Source organism: Kitasatospora nipponensis, from assembly GCF_039528135.1.
GTDB lineage: Bacteria > Actinomycetota > Actinomycetes > Streptomycetales > Streptomycetaceae > Kitasatospora > Kitasatospora nipponensis.
Genome location: NZ_BAAALF010000060.1, coordinates 1 through 16,395 on the forward strand (window position 1 = coordinate 1; position 16,395 = coordinate 16,395).

13 protein-coding genes are annotated in these 16,395 nt (G+C 72.2%); all 13 read left to right on the forward strand.

All coding sequences use genetic code 11. The features are described from left to right. A partial coding sequence (locus ABD323_RS18300; protein WP_344442750.1) for a peptidoglycan D,D-transpeptidase FtsI family protein occupies positions 1–1,963 on the forward strand: 1,963 nt, incomplete at its 5' end. 3 nt (positions 1,964–1,966) lie between these two features. Then, positions 1,967–3,646, forward strand: a complete 1,680-nt coding sequence (locus tag ABD323_RS18305) for a UDP-N-acetylmuramoyl-L-alanyl-D-glutamate--2,6-diaminopimelate ligase (RefSeq protein WP_425556054.1) — start codon at positions 1,967–1,969, stop codon at positions 3,644–3,646. Continuing rightward, positions 3,643–5,049: a UDP-N-acetylmuramoyl-tripeptide--D-alanyl-D-alanine ligase gene (locus tag ABD323_RS18310; protein WP_344442752.1), complete on the forward strand. Its 1,407-nt coding sequence runs from the start codon at positions 3,643–3,645 to the stop codon at positions 5,047–5,049. The genes ABD323_RS18305 and ABD323_RS18310 overlap by 4 nt, the downstream gene beginning before the upstream one ends. Continuing rightward, a complete protein-coding gene (mraY, locus tag ABD323_RS18315; RefSeq protein ID WP_344442753.1) occupies positions 5,046–6,107 on the forward strand; it encodes a phospho-N-acetylmuramoyl-pentapeptide-transferase in 1,062 nt (353 codons plus the stop codon). Before ABD323_RS18310 ends, mraY begins: the two co-directional genes overlap by 4 nt. Next, the gene (murD, locus tag ABD323_RS18320; RefSeq protein ID WP_344442754.1) at positions 6,092–7,561 is read left to right on the forward strand and encodes a UDP-N-acetylmuramoyl-L-alanine--D-glutamate ligase; all 1,470 of its coding nucleotides are present in this window, start codon (positions 6,092–6,094) and stop codon (positions 7,559–7,561) included. Before mraY ends, murD begins: the two co-directional genes overlap by 16 nt. Positions 7,562–7,940: 379 nt before the next feature. Then, positions 7,941–9,377: a putative lipid II flippase FtsW gene (gene ftsW / locus ABD323_RS18325; protein ID WP_344442755.1), complete on the forward strand. Its 1,437-nt coding sequence runs from the start codon at positions 7,941–7,943 to the stop codon at positions 9,375–9,377. Positions 9,378–9,383: 6 nt separating this feature from the next. Next, the gene (gene murG / locus ABD323_RS18330) at positions 9,384–10,490 is read left to right on the forward strand and encodes an undecaprenyldiphospho-muramoylpentapeptide beta-N-acetylglucosaminyltransferase (protein ID WP_344442756.1); all 1,107 of its coding nucleotides are present in this window, start codon (positions 9,384–9,386) and stop codon (positions 10,488–10,490) included. Further along, positions 10,483–11,244 carry a cell division protein FtsQ/DivIB gene (locus ABD323_RS18335; RefSeq protein ID WP_344442757.1) on the forward strand — a complete coding sequence of 254 codons (762 nt, stop codon included), beginning with the start codon at positions 10,483–10,485 and terminating at the stop codon, positions 11,242–11,244. The genes murG and ABD323_RS18335 overlap by 8 nt, the downstream gene beginning before the upstream one ends. Positions 11,245–11,656: 412 nt before the next feature. Then, a complete protein-coding gene (gene ftsZ / locus ABD323_RS18340) occupies positions 11,657–12,853 on the forward strand; it encodes a cell division protein FtsZ (protein ID WP_344442758.1) in 1,197 nt (398 codons plus the stop codon). Positions 12,854–12,937: 84 nt separating this feature from the next. Continuing rightward, complete coding sequence (locus ABD323_RS18345) at positions 12,938–13,687, forward strand: YggS family pyridoxal phosphate-dependent enzyme (protein WP_344442760.1); 750 nt, start codon at positions 12,938–12,940, stop codon at positions 13,685–13,687. 273 nt (positions 13,688–13,960) lie between these two features. Then, positions 13,961–14,563, forward strand: coding sequence for a cell division protein SepF (locus ABD323_RS18350; RefSeq protein ID WP_344442762.1), 603 nt, complete (start codon positions 13,961–13,963; stop codon positions 14,561–14,563). 96 nt (positions 14,564–14,659) lie between these two features. Further along, a complete protein-coding gene (locus ABD323_RS18355; protein ID WP_344442763.1) occupies positions 14,660–14,950 on the forward strand; it encodes a YggT family protein in 291 nt (96 codons plus the stop codon). Positions 14,951–14,999: 49 nt separating this feature from the next. Next, positions 15,000–16,349, forward strand: coding sequence for a DivIVA domain-containing protein (locus ABD323_RS18360; RefSeq protein ID WP_344442765.1), 1,350 nt, complete (start codon positions 15,000–15,002; stop codon positions 16,347–16,349). Positions 16,350–16,395: the final 46 nt, after the last annotated feature.

The following is a 16,395-nucleotide window of genomic DNA, read 5'->3' on the forward strand; positions in this document are numbered from 1 at the left end:
CCCGCGCACCGCCCGGCCCGCGGCCCGGCCCGCGCAGGCCGGCACCCGCCGCCCGGCCCCCGCGCGTCCGCAGCCGCGCCGGCTCAAGCTCGCCGACCCCCGGCGCCGGCTGCGGGTGGTGATGGTCGCGCTGGCGGTGGTCTTCTCGGTCTTCGCCGGGCGCCTGGTGCAGATCCAGCTGCTGGACTCCGGCGCGCTCTCCACCGCCGCCAGCACCTACCGCTACGTCGACGTGCCGCTGCGCGCCGCGCGCGGCTCGATAACGTCCTCCGACGGGGTGGCGCTGGCCACCACCCTGGACGCGTACGACATCACCGTGGACCCGACGATGTTCACCCCGCAGGCCCTGCACGTCCCCGACGGCCCGGAGCAGGCCGCCGACCTGCTGGCGCCGATCCTCGCCATGCCCCGGGACAAGGTCGTCGCCAAGCTGCGCACCCCCAGGACCCGCGGCCTGACGCTGGCGCTGCGGCAGAGCCCGCAGACCCGCAACCAGATCATGGACCTGCGCACCGCGCTGACGAAGAAGACCGACACCGCCGCCTGCCGGGCCCAGAAGGCGCAGCTCGCCAAGCCCGCCGACCAGGGCGGGCGGACCACCGTCGACAACGCCTGCGTCAACCCGCTGGAGGGCGTCTTCTCGCAGGCCACCACGGCGCGCAGCTACCCGGCCGACGGCCTGGCGGCGAACCTGGTGGGCTTCGTCAACGGCGAGGGCACCGGGGCCGGCGGCCTGGAACTGCAGTACCAGAAGGAGCTGGCCGGCCAGGACGGCCACCGCACCTCGGCGGTCTCCGGCAGCCAGCCCATCCCCACCGGGGGCGGCAGCACCGAGAAGGACGCGGTGCCCGGCAGCGACGTGCGCCTGACGATCAACCGGGACATCCAGTGGGCCGCCCAGCGCGCCATCACCGACCAGGTGACCGCGGCCGGCGCGGACCGCGGCTACGTGATCGTCCAGGACGTGAAGAGCGGTCAGATCCTGGCCATGGCCACCTCGCCCGGCTTCAACCCCAACGACCTGAGCAGCGCCAGGCCCGACCAGCTCGGCAACCCGGCCCTGCAGGACGCCTACGAGCCCGGCAGCACGGCCAAGCTGATGACGATGGCGGCCGTCCTGGACACCGGCACGGCCAGCTGGGACACCCACGTGACCGTCCCGGGCACCCTGCAGCGCTCGGACCAGGTCTTCCACGACGACGTCGCGCACGGCACCTGGTACCTGACGCTGGCCGGCGTGCTCGCCAAGTCCTCCAACATCGGCACCATCGAGGCCGCCGAGCAGCTGGGCAGGACCCAGCCGGAGGCGAACGCGGTGCTCGGCGGCTACCTGCAGAAGTTCGGGATCGGCCAGCCCAGCGGGCTGGACTTCCCCGGCGAGACCCGCGGCCTGCTGGCCAAGCCGGAGGACTGGAAGGGCTCGCAGCAGTACACCATCCCGTTCGGCCAGGGCCTGTCGGTCAACGCCCTGCAGGCCACCTCGGTCTTCTCCACCATCGCCAACGGCGGGGTGCGGGTGGCGCCCAGCCTGGTCCAGGGCACCACCGGACCGGACGGCCGCTACACCCCGGCGGCGCCCGGTGCGCAGACCCGGGTGGTCAAGCCGGAGACCGCCAAGACGCTGGGCGAGATGCTGGAGTCGGTGGTCACCGACGAGCAGGGCACCGGCAACGCGGCGCAGATCCCCGGCTACCGGGTGGCCGGCAAGACCGGCACCGCCAACCGGGTGGACCCCAGGACCGGCACCTACAACGGCTACACCGCCTCCTTCATCGGCTTCGCCCCCGCCGAGGCCCCCCGGGTCACCGTCTCCTGCGTGATCCAGAACCCGGTCAACGGCCACTTCGGCGGCCAGCTCTGCGGGCCGGTCTTCAAGCAGGTGATGGAGTTCACCCTGAAGACCCTGCAGGTGCCGCCGAGCGGGAGCCAGCCCCCCAACCTGCCCGTCGAGTGGAAGCCCTGAGCCATGAGCACCGACCCCGCCCGCCCTGTGAAGCCGGTCACACCCCCTGGTGCCCCGCCCCGGGAGTCCCAGGGGTCGCCCCAGGGCTCACTTGGCTCTGACCGCCCCTTGGCCGATAGCCTGCCCGCCGTGCCGAAATCAGACCAAACCAGTGTGAGCCCACCCCGCCCGACGACGGCGCCGGTCCCGCTCGCCGAGCTCGCCCGCCTGCTGGGCCTGGCGGCGGTCGAGGGCGCGCCGGTCACCGGGATCACCCACGACTCGCGCGCGGTCCGCCCGGGCGACCTGTACGTGGCCATCACCGGGGCCACCCACGACGGTGCCGCGTACATCGGGCCGGCCGTCGCCGCGGGCGCCGTCGCGGTGCTCACCGACGCGGCCGGTGCGGCGGGCGCGGGCGACGCGGGCGTGCCGCTGCTGGTGGTGGAGCAGCCGCGGGCCTGGATGGGCGCGCTGGCCGCGCGGGTCTACGGCGACCCCTCGCAGGCGCTGCTGACCATCGGCATCACCGGGACCAACGGCAAGACCACCACCTCGTACCTGGTCGAGGGCGGCCTCAAGGGCGCCGGCCGGGTGCCCGGGGTGATCGGCACGGTCGAGATGCGGGTGGGCGCCGAGCGGATCAAGAGCGAGCGCACCACGCCGGAGGCCACCGACCTGCACGCGATCCTCGCGGTGATGCGCGAGCGCGGCGCGGACGCGGTGGTGATGGAGGTCTCCAGCCACGCGCTGGTCTTCGGACGCGCCGACGGGGTCTCCTACGACGTCGCGGTCTTCAACAACCTCACGCCCGAACACCTGGACTTCCACCCGGACATGGAGGACTACTACCGGGCCAAGGCACGGCTCTTCGAGCCGCAGCGGGCCAAGGTGGCGGTGGTCAACCTGGACGAGCCGTACGGGCGCCGGCTGGCCGGCGAGGCGCGGATCCCGGTGGTCGGCTTCTCGGCCTCGGGGGCGGCCGACGCCCACTGGCGGGCCGTGGACGTGCAGTTGGGCCCGATCGGCTCGACCTTCAAGGTGCTCGGCCCCGACGGGCAGTGGGCGGACGCGGTGGCACCGCTGCCCGGTCCGTTCAACGTCTCCAACGCGCTGGCCGCGATCACCGCGCTGGTGACCGCGGGCCTGCCGCTGGCCGAGGCGGTGGCCGGGGTGGCGGCGGTGCCGGGCGTGCCGGGCCGCCTGGAGCGGGTGGACGCCGGGCAGGCGTTCGTCGCGGTGGTGGACTACGCGCACAAGCCGGACGCGCTCAAGGCCGTGCTGGAGTCGCTGCGCGAGGTCACCAAGGGCCGGCTGCACGTGGTGATCGGCTGCGGCGGCGACCGCGACCCGTACAAGCGCGGCCCGATGGGGGCCAGCGCCGCGCGGCTGGCCGACACCGCGGTGCTGACCGCCGACAACCCGCGCTCCGAGGACCCGCTGGCGATCCTGTCGGCGATGCTCGGCGGCGCCGCCGAGGTCCCCGAAGCCGAGCGCGGCGACGTGCTGGTGGTGCCGGACCGCGCCGAGGCGATCGCCGCCGCGGTGGCCCGCGCGCACGCCGGCGACACCGTGCTGGTGGCCGGCAAGGGCCACGAGCTGGGCCAGTACGTCCAGGGCGAGGTCCGCCCGTTCGACGACCGGGAGGTGCTGCGCGAGGCCATCGCGCACACGCACCCCGACCGAGGAGTGGAGCAGCCGTGATCGCACTGACCCTGGCCGAGGTGGCCGCCGTCACCGGCGGACGGCTCGCGGAGTCGACGGACCCGGACACCCGGGTCACCGCCGAGCTGGCGATCGACTCCCGCAAGGTGCAGCCGGGCGGCCTCTTCGCGGCCTTCCGCGGTGAGCACGTGGACGGGCACGACTACGCCGAGCGCGCGGTGGCCGCCGGCGCCGCCGCGGTGCTGGCCGAGCGCGAGGTGGGCGTGCCCGCCGTGCTGGTCGAGGACGTCCAGACGGCGATGGGCAAGCTCGCCCGGGCGGTGACCGAACGGGCCGACGGTGCCCGGCTGGTGGCGCTGACCGGTTCGGCCGGCAAGACCAGCACCAAGGACCTGATCGCCCAACTGCTGCGCCGGCTGGGCCCCACCGTGGCCACCGAGGGCTCGCTCAACAACGAGCTGGGCTTCCCGCTGACCGCCACCCGGGTCGAACTCGACACCCGGTACCTGGTGCTGGAGATGGGCGCGCGGCACAAGGGCGACATCGCCTACCTCTGTGACCTGGCCCGCCCCTCGATCGGCCTGGTGCTGAACGTCGGCAGCGCGCACCTGGGCGAGTTCGGCTCCAAGGAGGGCATCGCGCAGGCCAAGGGCGAACTGGTGGAGTCGCTGAGCGCGGACGGCACGGCCGTGCTGAACGCCGACGACCCGCTGGTGCGCGCGATGGCCGCGCGGACCCGGGCCAAGGTGGTGCTGTTCGGGGAGAGTCGGGACGCACACGTGCGGGCACAGGACGTTCGCCTGGACTCCACCGGCCGTCCATCGTTCACGCTGACCACCCCGGCCGGTTCCGCACCGGTCCAACTGCGCCTGTACGGTGAGCACCACGTCTCGAACGCCCTCGCCGCCGCCGCGGTGGCGATGGAGCTCGGACTGTCCGTCGACGACACCGCCGCCGCCCTGGGCGAGGCGGGTGCGCTGTCCCGCTGGCGCATGGAGGTCGTCGACCGGGCCGACGGTGTGACCGTCGTGAACGACGCGTACAACGCGAACCCGGAGTCGATGCGGGCCGCGCTGCGCGCGCTGGCCACGATGGGCGGCCGCGGCGCGGAGCGCCGCCGTACCTGGGCGGTGCTCGGCGAGATGCGGGAGCTCGGCGAGGAGAGCCTCGACGAGCACGACGCCATCGGGCGGCTCGCGGTGCGACTGGACGTCACCAAGCTGGTGGCGGTGGGCGGACGCGAGGCGGCCCGGATGGAACTGGGCGCGAGGAACGAAGGTTCGTGGGGTGAGGAGTCGGTGCTGGTGTCCGACGCGGACGCGGCGGTCGAGCTGCTGCGTGGTCAGCTGCGGCCAGGGGACGTGGTGCTGGTGAAGGCCAGCCGTTCGGTGGGTCTCGAAAGGGTCGCGCAGGCACTGCTGGCGGACGGCGGCGCCCAGTGAAGCAGATCCTCTTCTCCGGGATGATCGGCCTGCTGCTGTCGCTGTTCGGCACGCCGGCCCTGATCCGGCTGCTGGCCCGGCACGGCTACGGCCAGATGATCCGTGACGACGGCCCCAAGGCGCACCACAGCAAGCGCGGTACGCCCACCATGGGTGGCATCGCCTTCATCCTGGCCACCCTGATCGCCTACGCGCTGACCAAGGTGATAACAGGCGAGCAGCCCCGGGCCTCGGGCCTGCTGGTGCTGTTCCTGATGGCGGGCCTGGGCCTGGTCGGCTTCCTGGACGACTACATCAAGGTCGTCAAGCAGCGCTCGCTGGGCCTGCGGGCCAAGGCCAAGCTGCTCGGACAGTCCCTGGTGGGCCTGGCCTTCGCGGTCCTGTCGCTGCAGTTCAGCGACAGCCGCGGTCAGACCCCGGCCTCCACCAGCCTCTCCTTCGTGCACGACTTCAGCTGGAAGCTCGGCCCGGTCCTGTTCGTCATGTGGGCGTACTTCATGATCGCCGGCATGTCCAACGGCGTGAACCTCACCGACGGACTGGACGGCCTGGCCACCGGCGCCTCGGTGATGGTCTTCGGCGCCTACGTCTTCATCGGCGTCTGGCAGTACGGCCAGTCCTGCGCGATCGCCTCGCGGGCCACCGCCAACTGCTTCGAAGTGCGGGACCCACTCGACCTGGCGGTGGTCGCGGCGGCCTTGATGGGCTCCTGCTTCGGCTTCCTGTGGTGGAACACCTCGCCGGCCAAGATCTTCATGGGTGACACCGGTTCGCTGGCCCTGGGCGGCGCGCTGGCGGGTCTGGCGATCTGCTCGCGCACCGAGCTGCTGCTGCCGCTGCTCGGCGGCCTCTTCGTGATCATCACCCTCTCGGTGATCATCCAGGTCGGCTCCTTCCGGATGACCGGCAAGCGGGTCTTCAAGATGGCCCCGCTGCAGCACCACTTCGAGCTCAAGGGCTGGAGCGAGGTGCTGATCGTGGTCCGCTTCTGGATCATCCAGGGCCTGTGCGTGGCCGTCGGCCTCGGCCTCTTCTACGCGGGATGGGTGACGAGTTGAGCGAGCTCGACTACCAGGGCCTGCCGGTCACCGTCGCGGGCCTGGGCGTCTCGGGGGTGAGCGCGGCCCGGGTGCTGCGCGACCTGGGCGCGCTGGTCACCGTGGTGGACGGCGGTGACGGACCCGCGCTGCGCGCCCGGGCTGCCGAACTGACCGGCGTCACCGTGCGCCTGGGCGACGGCGCGAGCCTGCCCGAGGGCACCCGGCTGGTCGTCACCTCGCCCGGCTGGCCGCCGAGCAGCCCGCTCTTCGTGGCCGCGGCCGCCGCCGGCGTGCCCGTCTGGGGCGACGTCGAACTGGCCTGGCGGCTGCGCCGGCCGCTGGCGGCCACCGGCGAGCCGGCCCCCTGGCTGGCCGTCACCGGCACCAACGGCAAGACCACCACGGTCCAGATGCTCGCCTCCATCCTCACCGCGGCCGGCCGGCGCACGGCGGCCGTGGGCAACGTCGGGGTCTCGGTGCTGGACGCGGTGCTGGCCGGCTTCGAGGCCGACGGCGAGGCCACCGGCGACCGGGCGCCCTACGAGGTGCTCGCGGTCGAGCTCTCCAGCTACCAGCTGCACTGGTCGCCCACGCTGCGCCCGCACTCGGCCGCCGTGCTCAACCTGGCGCCCGACCACCTGGACTGGCACGGCTCGATGGAGGCCTACGCCGCCGACAAGGGCCGGATCTACCAGGGCAACCAGGTCGCCTGCGTCTACAACCTGGCCGACCCCGCCACCGAGGAGCTGGTCCGCGAGGCCGACGTCGAGGAGGGCTGCCGGGCGATCGGCTTCGGCCTCGGCGCGCCCGGGCTCTCCCAGTTCGGCGTGGTGGACGGCCTGCTGGTGGATCGCGCCTTCGTGCCGGACCGCGCGAAGAGCGCGGCCGAGATCGGCGCGGTCGCCGACGTCAACCCGCCGGCCCCGCACAACATCGCCAACGCGCTGGCGGCCGCCGCGCTGGCCCGCGCCTACGGCGTGGACACCCGGGCGGTCCGCGAGGGGCTGCGTGCCTTCCGCCCCGACGCGCACCGCATCGCGCACGTCGCCGAGGTCGGCGAGGTCACCTACATCGACGACTCCAAGGCCACCAACACCCACGCGGCGGCGGCCTCGCTGGCCGCCTACGACCCGATCGTGTGGATCGCCGGCGGCCTGGCCAAGGACGCGACCTTCGACGAGCTGGTGCAGCAGGCCGCCACCCGGCTGCGGGCCGTCGTGCTGATCGGCGCGGACCGCGCGGTGATCCGCGAGGCGCTGGCGCGACACGCCCCGGATGTACCAGTGATCGACGTGGCCGAAGGCCAGACTGGCGCGGTGGCGATGGCCGAGGTGGTACGGACGGCCGCAGGGCTCGCCCACCCGGGCGACACCGTGCTGCTCGCCCCGGCCTGCGCCTCGATGGACATGTTCACCAACTACGGCGAGCGGGGCGACCTCTTCGCCGCAGCGGTGCTGGAACTGACGGACTGACGAGCGGAGCACTCTCCGGGGCGGGCCCAGGTCAAAGGGCCCACCCCGGAACGGGAGCGGCACCCCCGGGCCCCGGCAAAGGGCCAACCCCGGGCGCCGCCCGCGCCACGGGCCCGCCCCCGGAGCGCCCGCCCCGAGCCGAAGGGCCCGCCGGTGCCGAAAGCGACGAGCGACCCCCGCCCCGAGCAGAAGGGCCCGCCGGTGCCGAAAGTGACGAGCGACAAGCGACCGAGGTACGAGGGAGCGCAGGAGCAAGGAGCGTCGGCACCGGGCTGAGAGGGCCCGGAGGCGAGCGGGCGAGTACCGACCGAGGTACGAGGGAGCGCAGGAGCGAGGAGCGTCGGCGCCGGGTCAAGAGGGCCCGGAGGCGAGCGGGCGAATGACGTCGGCGCCGGGTCAAGAGGGCCCGGAGGCGAGCGGGCGACAACACAGAAGGGACGGCGCGGTGGCGGGTCAGGGCAGGGCGGACACCACCGCACCCCCGCAGGGCGGCGCCGCCGGTCCCGCGCTGATCTCGGCGACCAGCACCGTCTTCAAGGCCGAGGGCCTGACCGGCCGGCTGCGCGCGCTGCGCGAGCGGCTGCGCTACACCCTGGGGCGTCCGCTGACGCCGTACTACCTGATCCTGGGCTCGGCCTCGCTGCTGGTGGTGCTCGGCCTGATCATGGTCTTCTCCTCCTCCAACATCACCGCCATCCACCAGGGGCTACCGGGGCCCTACTACTTCCGCAAGCAGCTGGTGGCGGTGCTGCTCGGCTCGGTGCTGCTGGTGGCCGCGGCCCGGGTGCCGGCGGCCGTGCACCGGGTGCTCGCCTACCCGGTGCTGCTGGGCTCGATCGGCGCCATGGTGCTGGTGGCGATCCCGGGCATCGGGATGAAGGTCAACGGCAACCGGAACTGGCTGAACTTCGGCTTCTTCCAGGTGCAGCCCTCGGAGTTCGCCAAACTGGCGCTGCTGCTCTGGGCGGCCGACCTGCTGGCCCGCAAGCAGAAGGCGGGCACCCTCACCCAGTGGAAGCACCTGCTGGTGCCGCTGGTGCCGGGCGCGCTGGTGCTGCTGATGCTGATCATGCTCGGCGGCGACATGGGCACCTCGATGATCCTGGTGGCGATGGTCTTCGCGCTGCTCTGGATGGTCGGTGCGCCGCTGCGGCTCTTCGTGGCCACCCTGGGCATCGCGGTGGTGGCCTGCACCGCGCTGATCATCACCGTGCCGCACCGGCTCGACCGCCTGGCCTGCATCGGCACCACCACCCCGGTCCCGGGCCACGACTGCTTCCAGGCCCTGCACGGCCTGTACGCCTTCGGCCTGGGCGGCCCGTTCGGCACCGGACTGGGCGCCGGCTACGAGAAGTGGGGCCTGCTCCCCGAGGCACACACCGACTTCATCTTCGCCGCGACCGGCGAGGAACTGGGTCTGGTGGGGACGCTGTCGGTGATCGGTCTCTTCGCGGCACTAGGGTATGCGGGTATCCGTGTGGCCATCGGTACGAAGGACACCTTCGTCAGGTACGCCGCGGGAGCCGCCACCACGTGGATCATGGCCCAGGCCATGATCAACCTGGGGTCGGCGCTGGGACTGCTGCCTATCGCGGGCGTACCCCTCCCGCTGTTCTCCTACGGCGGGTCCGCCATGCTGTCGGCCATGTGCGCGCTCGGGATGCTGCTCTGCTTCGCACGCAGCGTCCCGGGGGCGAAGGCGGCGCTCGCCGCCCGGAGCTCGAAGTCCCGGTTCAGGACAGGTCTGCGCCGGGTGCTGCCACGACGACGAACCACAGCGCGCCCGGCCGCCCGGCCGCCGCGCAGGGAGCGGTGAATTTCGGTGCATGTCGTACTCGCCGGCGGGGGCACCGCCGGACACATCGAGCCCGCAATGGCGCTCGCGGACGCGCTCCGCAGGCACGACCCCAGCATCGGCATCACCGCGCTCGGCACCGAGCGCGGCCTGGAGACCCGGCTGGTGCCCGAACGCGGCTACCACCTGGAGCTCATCCCGGCCGTGCCGCTGCCGCGCAGGCCCACCCCCGAGCTGATCACCGTGCCGGGCCGGCTGCGCGGCACCGTGCGTGCGGCCCAGGAGATCATCGAGCGGGTCCAGGCGGACGCCGTGGTCGGCTTCGGCGGCTACGTGGCGATGCCCGCCTACCTGGCCGCCAAGCGGGCCGGCGTGCCGATCGTGGTGCACGAGGCCAACGCCCGCCCGGGCCTGGCCAACAAGATCGGCGCCCGCTACACCGACTTCGTCGCGGTCTCCACCCCCGACAGCAAGCTGCGCGACTCGCGCTACATCGGCATCCCGCTGCGCCGCACCATCGCCACCCTGGACCGCAACGCGGTGCGCCCCGAGGCCCGGCACTACTTCGGCCTCGACCAGCGGCTGCCCACGCTGCTGGTCTCCGGCGGCTCGCAGGGCGCCCGCCGGCTCAACGAGACCGTGCAGGCGATCGCCCCGCGCCTGCAGCAGTACGGCGTGCAGATCCTGCACGCGGTGGGTCCCAAGAACGAGCTGCCGCAGATCGACGACATCCCCGGCATGCCGCCCTACCGCGCGCTGCCCTACGTCGACCGGATGGACCTGGCCTACGCGGCCGCCGACCTGATGCTCTGCCGGGCCGGTGCCATGACGGTCGCCGAGCTCGCCGCGGTCGGCCTGCCGGCCGCCTTCGTCCCGCTGCCGATCGGCAACGGCGAGCAGCGGCTGAACGCCCAGCCGATGGTCAAGGCGGGCGGTGGCCTGCTGGTGGACGACGCCGAGCTGACCCCGGACTGGGTGCTGCAGAACGTCCTGCCGGTGCTGACCGACCCGCAGCGGCTGTGGGACATGAGCCGGGCGGCGGCCGAGTTCGGCCGCCGGGACGCGGACGACCTGCTGGTCCAGATGGTGTACGAGGCGATCGACGCCGCCCGCGGCGGCCGCCGTCGTGGTTGACGCCCCTGACGATCCGTTGGAGGAGGAGGAGCCGCTGACCCGGCTGCGGCTCTCGAGGCGCGGCGTCGTGGTGCTCGGTGCGTTCGTCGTGGGCGCGCTGGGGCTGGCCGGGTGGATCTTCTTCTTCTCCTCGGTCCTGGACGTCCGCTCGGTGGCCGTCCAGGGCCTGCGGAACGACCAGCTGACGGTCGACCAGGTGCGCGAGGCGATAGGGCCGGTCCAGGACGGGCCGCTGGCCCGGGTGGACCTGGACGCCATAAGGCTGCGGGTCGAGGCGATCCCGCGGGTGGCGAAGGCGGAGGTCTGGCGGGGCTGGCCGCACACCCTTCGGGTGAAGGTGGTGGAGCGCCAGGCGGTCGCCGCCGTCAAGGGGGCGGACGGCCAGTTCACCCAGGTGGATGCCGGCGGGGTGAGCTTCGCCACCCAGCCGGCCCCGCCGGCGGGGGTGCCGGTGGTGGAACTGCAGCTCAGCCAGGCCGCCCAGGACGCCACCGGGGTGCTGCCGCAGGCCGCCCTGATCCAGGGCGCCGTGCAGGTGGCGGCCGCCCTGCCGCCCGAGGTGGCCAAGCAGGCCGGTTCGCTGCAGGTTCGTTCGTACGACGACATCGAGTTGCACCTCACCGGCGGGGCCACCGTGCGGTGGGGCAGCGCGGAGCGCACCGAGCGCAAGGCGAAGGTGCTGCTGGCGCTGATGCGGCAGAAGGCCTCGGCGTACGACGTCAGCGCCCCGGACGCCCCGGCGATCTCCGGCTGACCCGTTATCCGGTAGGTTCTTTACCTGGGGGGCGCCATTGACGATCCGTCGGTGGCACCATTGACGACTCGTCGATGATGGGCCGACCCTAGGTGGTTACCCCGGCTCGTACGGCGGGGCAATGATCACATAGGCTCAAAAGAAAAAAGGGAAGCTCGGCGTGTTCGTTGAACACGGGCCCGCCCGGCACTTAGTGTCCTGTGTCACCAGGCTGTGTTCCGCAGGGATCTGAGACGTCTTCGGGATTCGGGGACGAGCACAGCGTGAACCCTCAACGTCAAGTTTAGGGTTCGGGTCGGCGGTCTCCATTTCGGACATTCAGTCAGGAACCGGGCTCCCCACCCATCGACATCCGTCGGTTTTCACGACCCCGAGAACCGACCCGGAAATTCGAGGCGAGAGGGCCTTCGACGTGGCAGCACCGCAGAACTACCTCGCAGTCATCAAGGTCGTCGGTATCGGCGGCGGTGGTGTGAACGCCATCAACCGGATGATCGAGGTCGGTCTCAAGGGCGTCGAGTTCATCGCGATCAACACCGATGCGCAGGCCCTCCTGATGAGCGACGCCGACGTCAAGCTCGACGTGGGCCGCGAACTCACCCGGGGGCTGGGCGCCGGCGCCAACCCCGAGGTCGGCCGCAAGGCGGCCGAGGACCACCGCGAGGAGATCGAGGAGGTCCTCAAGGGGGCCGACATGGTCTTCGTGACGGCCGGCGAGGGCGGTGGCACCGGCACCGGGGGCGCGCCCGTGGTGGCCAACATCGCCCGCTCGCTCGGCGCGCTCACCATCGGCGTGGTCACCCGCCCCTTCACCTTCGAGGGCCGGCGCCGCGCCAACCAGGCCGAGGACGGCATCGCCGGGCTGCGCGAGGAGGTCGACACCCTCATCGTCATCCCGAACGACCGGCTGCTCTCCATCTCGGACCGCCAGGTCAGCGTGCTGGACGCGTTCCGCTCGGCCGACCAGGTGCTGCTCTCGGGCGTCCAGGGCATCACCGACCTGATCACCACCCCGGGCCTGATCAACCTCGACTTCGCCGACGTCAAGTCGGTCATGTCGGACGCCGGTTCCGCGCTGATGGGGATCGGCTCGGCGCGCGGCGAGGACCGGGCCAAGGCCGCCGCGGTGATGGCCATCTCCTCGCCGCTGCTGGAGGCGTCCATCGACGGCGCCCGCGGCGTGCTGCTCTCCATCTCCGGCGGCTCGGACCTGGGCCTGTTCGAGATCAACGAGTCCGCGCAGCTGGTCAGCGAGGCGGCGCACCCCGAGGCGAACATCATCTTCGGCGCGGTCATCGACGACGCGCTCGGCGACGAGGTGCGGGTCACCGTGATCGCGGCCGGGTTCGACGGCGGCCAGCCGCCGGCCATCGTGCGCGACCCGGTGGTCAAGTCGACCACCCCCGCGGCCGCCGCGCCCGAGCGCCCGGCCACCCGCCCCTACGGCGGCATGGGGTCGGTGACGGGCCGCTCCGAGGAGGGCTCGCCGCTGACCTCGAAGAGCGACACCGCGCAGGCCTCGCCCGTCCCGCCGCAGGTGCAGCCGACCCGGCTGCCGTACGTGGAGAGCCCGGCCGAAGAGCTCGACGTGCCGGACTTCCTGAAGTAATACTTCATACGATCTGGGCAGGACTCGATGCCCACCTCGCCTTCGGGCTGGGGTGGGCATCGTCGTGTGTGACGGGCAGGAGATATGACGAACCAGCAGGACGCCGAGTTCCCGGCCGACCGGCTCGGGCAGCTGAAGGCCGGGCTCGCCGACGTCGAGCAGCGGATCGCCACCGCCTGCGAGGCGGCCGGGCGGCCGCGCTCGGAGGTGACCCTGATCGTGGTCACCAAGACCTACCCGGCCTCCGACACCCGGCTGCTGGCCTCGCTCGGCGTGCGCGAGGTGGCCGAGAACCGCGACCAGGACGCCGCCCCCAAGGCCGCCGACTGCGCGGACCTGCCACTGACCTGGCACTTCGTCGGACAGTTGCAGACCAACAAGGTGCGCTCGGTGGTGCGCTACGCACACCACATTCACTCGGTCGACCGGGACCGGCTGGTCACGGCGCTGTCCGAGGCGGTGCGGCGGGCCGAGCGGCCCGACCTCGGCTGCCTCGTGCAGGTCGCGCTCGAGCGCGAGGCGGGCGAGGGGGAGGGCCGGGCCGGGGTGGCGCCCGAGCAGGTCGCCGCCCTCGCCGACAAGATCGCCCAGGCGCCCGGGCTGCGCCTGGACGGCGTCATGACGGTGGCCCCGCTGGCGGGCCCGCTGGCCGGCGATCCGGCGGCGGCCTTCGCGCGGCTGACGGAAATCGCAACCGCCGTACGGGCGAGCCATCCTGCTGCCACGATGGTTTCGGCAGGGATGAGTGGTGACCTCGAGCAGGCGATCGCGGCCGGAGCGACACATGTACGCGTCGGTACGGCGGTACTCGGCGCGCGGTCACGGCTCGGGTAACGTCACCGGGTAGTAGATCAGACTGCAGGACAAATCAGGACAAATCAATGGCTCGTCCTGACGCGGCCACTCTCAGCAGAATGACAACCAATCGTGGATCGTATGTCCGCGGCCACGCACACGGACTGACGGGTCATCGGCTGAGGGTAGCCGAGGTCTGACGGGAAGTGAGCGGACCGCGGTCCCGCGTGATCCACCGTACTCGAAGGAGGCGGTGGCACGCGGGCCTGGCCGGTGACGAAGCCGATCCACCACAGAGCGGAGGACAGGAGCATGGCCGGCGCAATGCGCAAGATGGCGGTCTACCTCGGCCTCGTGGAGGACGAGACGTACGACGGTCAGGGTTACGACCCGGACGACGACTACGACACGGACCCCGAGCCGATCCGAACCGGGCGGACCGAGGACATCCCGCGGCCCGCCGCCGCACCCCAGGCGCAGGTCGCCTCGATCGCGCCCCAGCCGGTGCCGGCCGCCGTGCCGATCCGGCAGGAGCCGCCGCGGATGGCCCCCGTGTCGTCCATCACACCCGAACGCCGTCAGAACCTGGAGAAGAGCGCACCGGTGATCATGCCCAAGGTCGTCAACGAGCGGGAGCCCTACCGCATCACCACGCTGCACCCGAGGACCTACAACGAGGCCCGTACCATCGGGGAACAGTTCCGCGGCGGCACCCCGGTGATCATGAATCTGACCGAGATGGACGACACCGACGCCAAGCGCCTCGTAGACTTCGCCGCTGGACTCGTCTTCGGTCTGCACGGCAGTATCGAGCGCGTGACACAGAAGGTGTTCCTGCTGTCGCCTGCTAACGTCGATGTCACGGCGGAGGACAAGGCACGGATCGCCGAGGGTGGGTTCTTCAACCAGAGCTGACCCGGCCACGACGTCATGTGTGGACCTGATGGACAGTGAGTGACCTGGCAGTCGTGAAGCAAGCAGAGTCGGACGGAACTGGGAGAGGGATACCCGATGGGGATCGTGGGGGCAGTGCTCAACTACGCACTGACCGTCTTCCTGGTGGTTCTGCTCTTCCGCCTGGTCATGGACTGGGTCTTCCAGTTCGCCCGCTCGTGGCGACCCGGGAAGCCCATGGTCGTGGTCCTGGAGGCCACGTACACTGTCACGGATCCGCCACTCAAGCTCCTGCGGCGGTTCATCCCGCCGTTGCGTCTCGGGGGCGTGGCGCTCGACCTGTCCTTCTTCGTACTGATGATCATTGTGTATGTCCTGATCTCGCTCGTGCAGCAGCTGCCGTGGTGAGCGATGCGGCAGGATGCCAGTGTGCCGACGATCACGTTGAGGTGAAGAGATGCCGTTGACCCCCGAGGACGTTCGGAACAAGCAGTTCACGACCGTCCGCCTGCGCGAAGGCTATGACGAGGACGAGGTCGATGCCTTCCTCGACGAGGTCGAAGCCGAACTGACCCGTCTGCTCCGCGAGAACGAGGACCTGCGCGCCAAGCTGGCCGCCGCGACCCGGGCCGCCGCGCAGAACCAGGCGAACATGCGCAAGGAGCAGCCGCAGGACAACGCGCGCCCCGGCGCGCCCGTCCCCGCGGCCATATCCGGCCCGCCGGTCCCCGGCCAGCAGGGCCCCGGACAGCAGCAGCAGATGGGCCAGCAGCCGCTGGGCCTGCCCTCGGGCGCTCCGCAGCTGCCGGCCGGCCAGGGCGGCCCGATGCAGGGCCAGCACCAGGGCCAGGGCGCTCCCATGCAGCAGATGCAGCAGATGCAGCAGCAGCAGATGGGCCAGACCATGGGCGGCCAGCAGCAGCTGGTCCAGCCGATGGGCGGTCAGATGCTGCAGCCGATGGGCATGCAGGGCCAGCTCCCCGGCCAGGGCAACCCGATGCAGCAGATGCAGCACCCCCAGCAGCAGATGCAGCCGATGGGCCAGCAGCAGATGGGCCAGACCATGGGGGGCCAGCAGCAGCTCGCCCCGATGGGCAACCCGATGCAGCAGCAGCTCGGCGGCCCGCTCGGTGCCCCGATGCAGCAGCAGGGTCCCGGCGGCGACAGCGCGGCCCGCGTGCTGGCGCTCGCCCAGCAGACCGCCGACCAGGCGATCTCCGAGGCCCGTTCCGAGGCCAACAAGATCGTCGGCGAGGCCCGCAGCCGCGCCGAGGGCCTGGAGCGCGACGCCCGCGCCAAGGCCGACGCGCTGGAGCGGGACGCGCAGGAGAAGCACCGCGTGGCGATGGGCTCGCTGGAGTCCGCCCGCGCGACGCTGGAGCGCAAGGTCGAGGACCTGCGGGCCTTCGAGCGCGAGTACCGCACCCGCCTGAAGTCCTACCTGGAGACCCAGCTGCGCCAGCTGGAGTCGCAGGCCGACGACTCGCTCGCCCCGCCGCGGATCCCCGCCACCGCCTCGCTGCCGCCGGCCGCGTCGTCGATGGCGTCCACCGGCAGCCCGTCCTTCGGGGGCGGCCAGCCCTCCTTCGGCGGCGGCCAGTCCTTCGGTGGCAACCAGTCGTTCGGCGGCGGCTCCGGCCAGCCCTCGTTCGGCGGCCAGCCCTCCGGTGCCCAGCAGATGGCCCCGGCCGGGATGACCCAGCCGATGGCCTCGGTGCGGCCCCAGCCGCCGCAGCCGATGCAGCCGATGCAGCAGGCCCCGGCCCCGATGCGCGGCTTCCTCATCGACGAGGACGGCGACAACTAGGCAGGACGGCACGACACGGGAGCGCCCCCACCGCGACGCGGTGGGG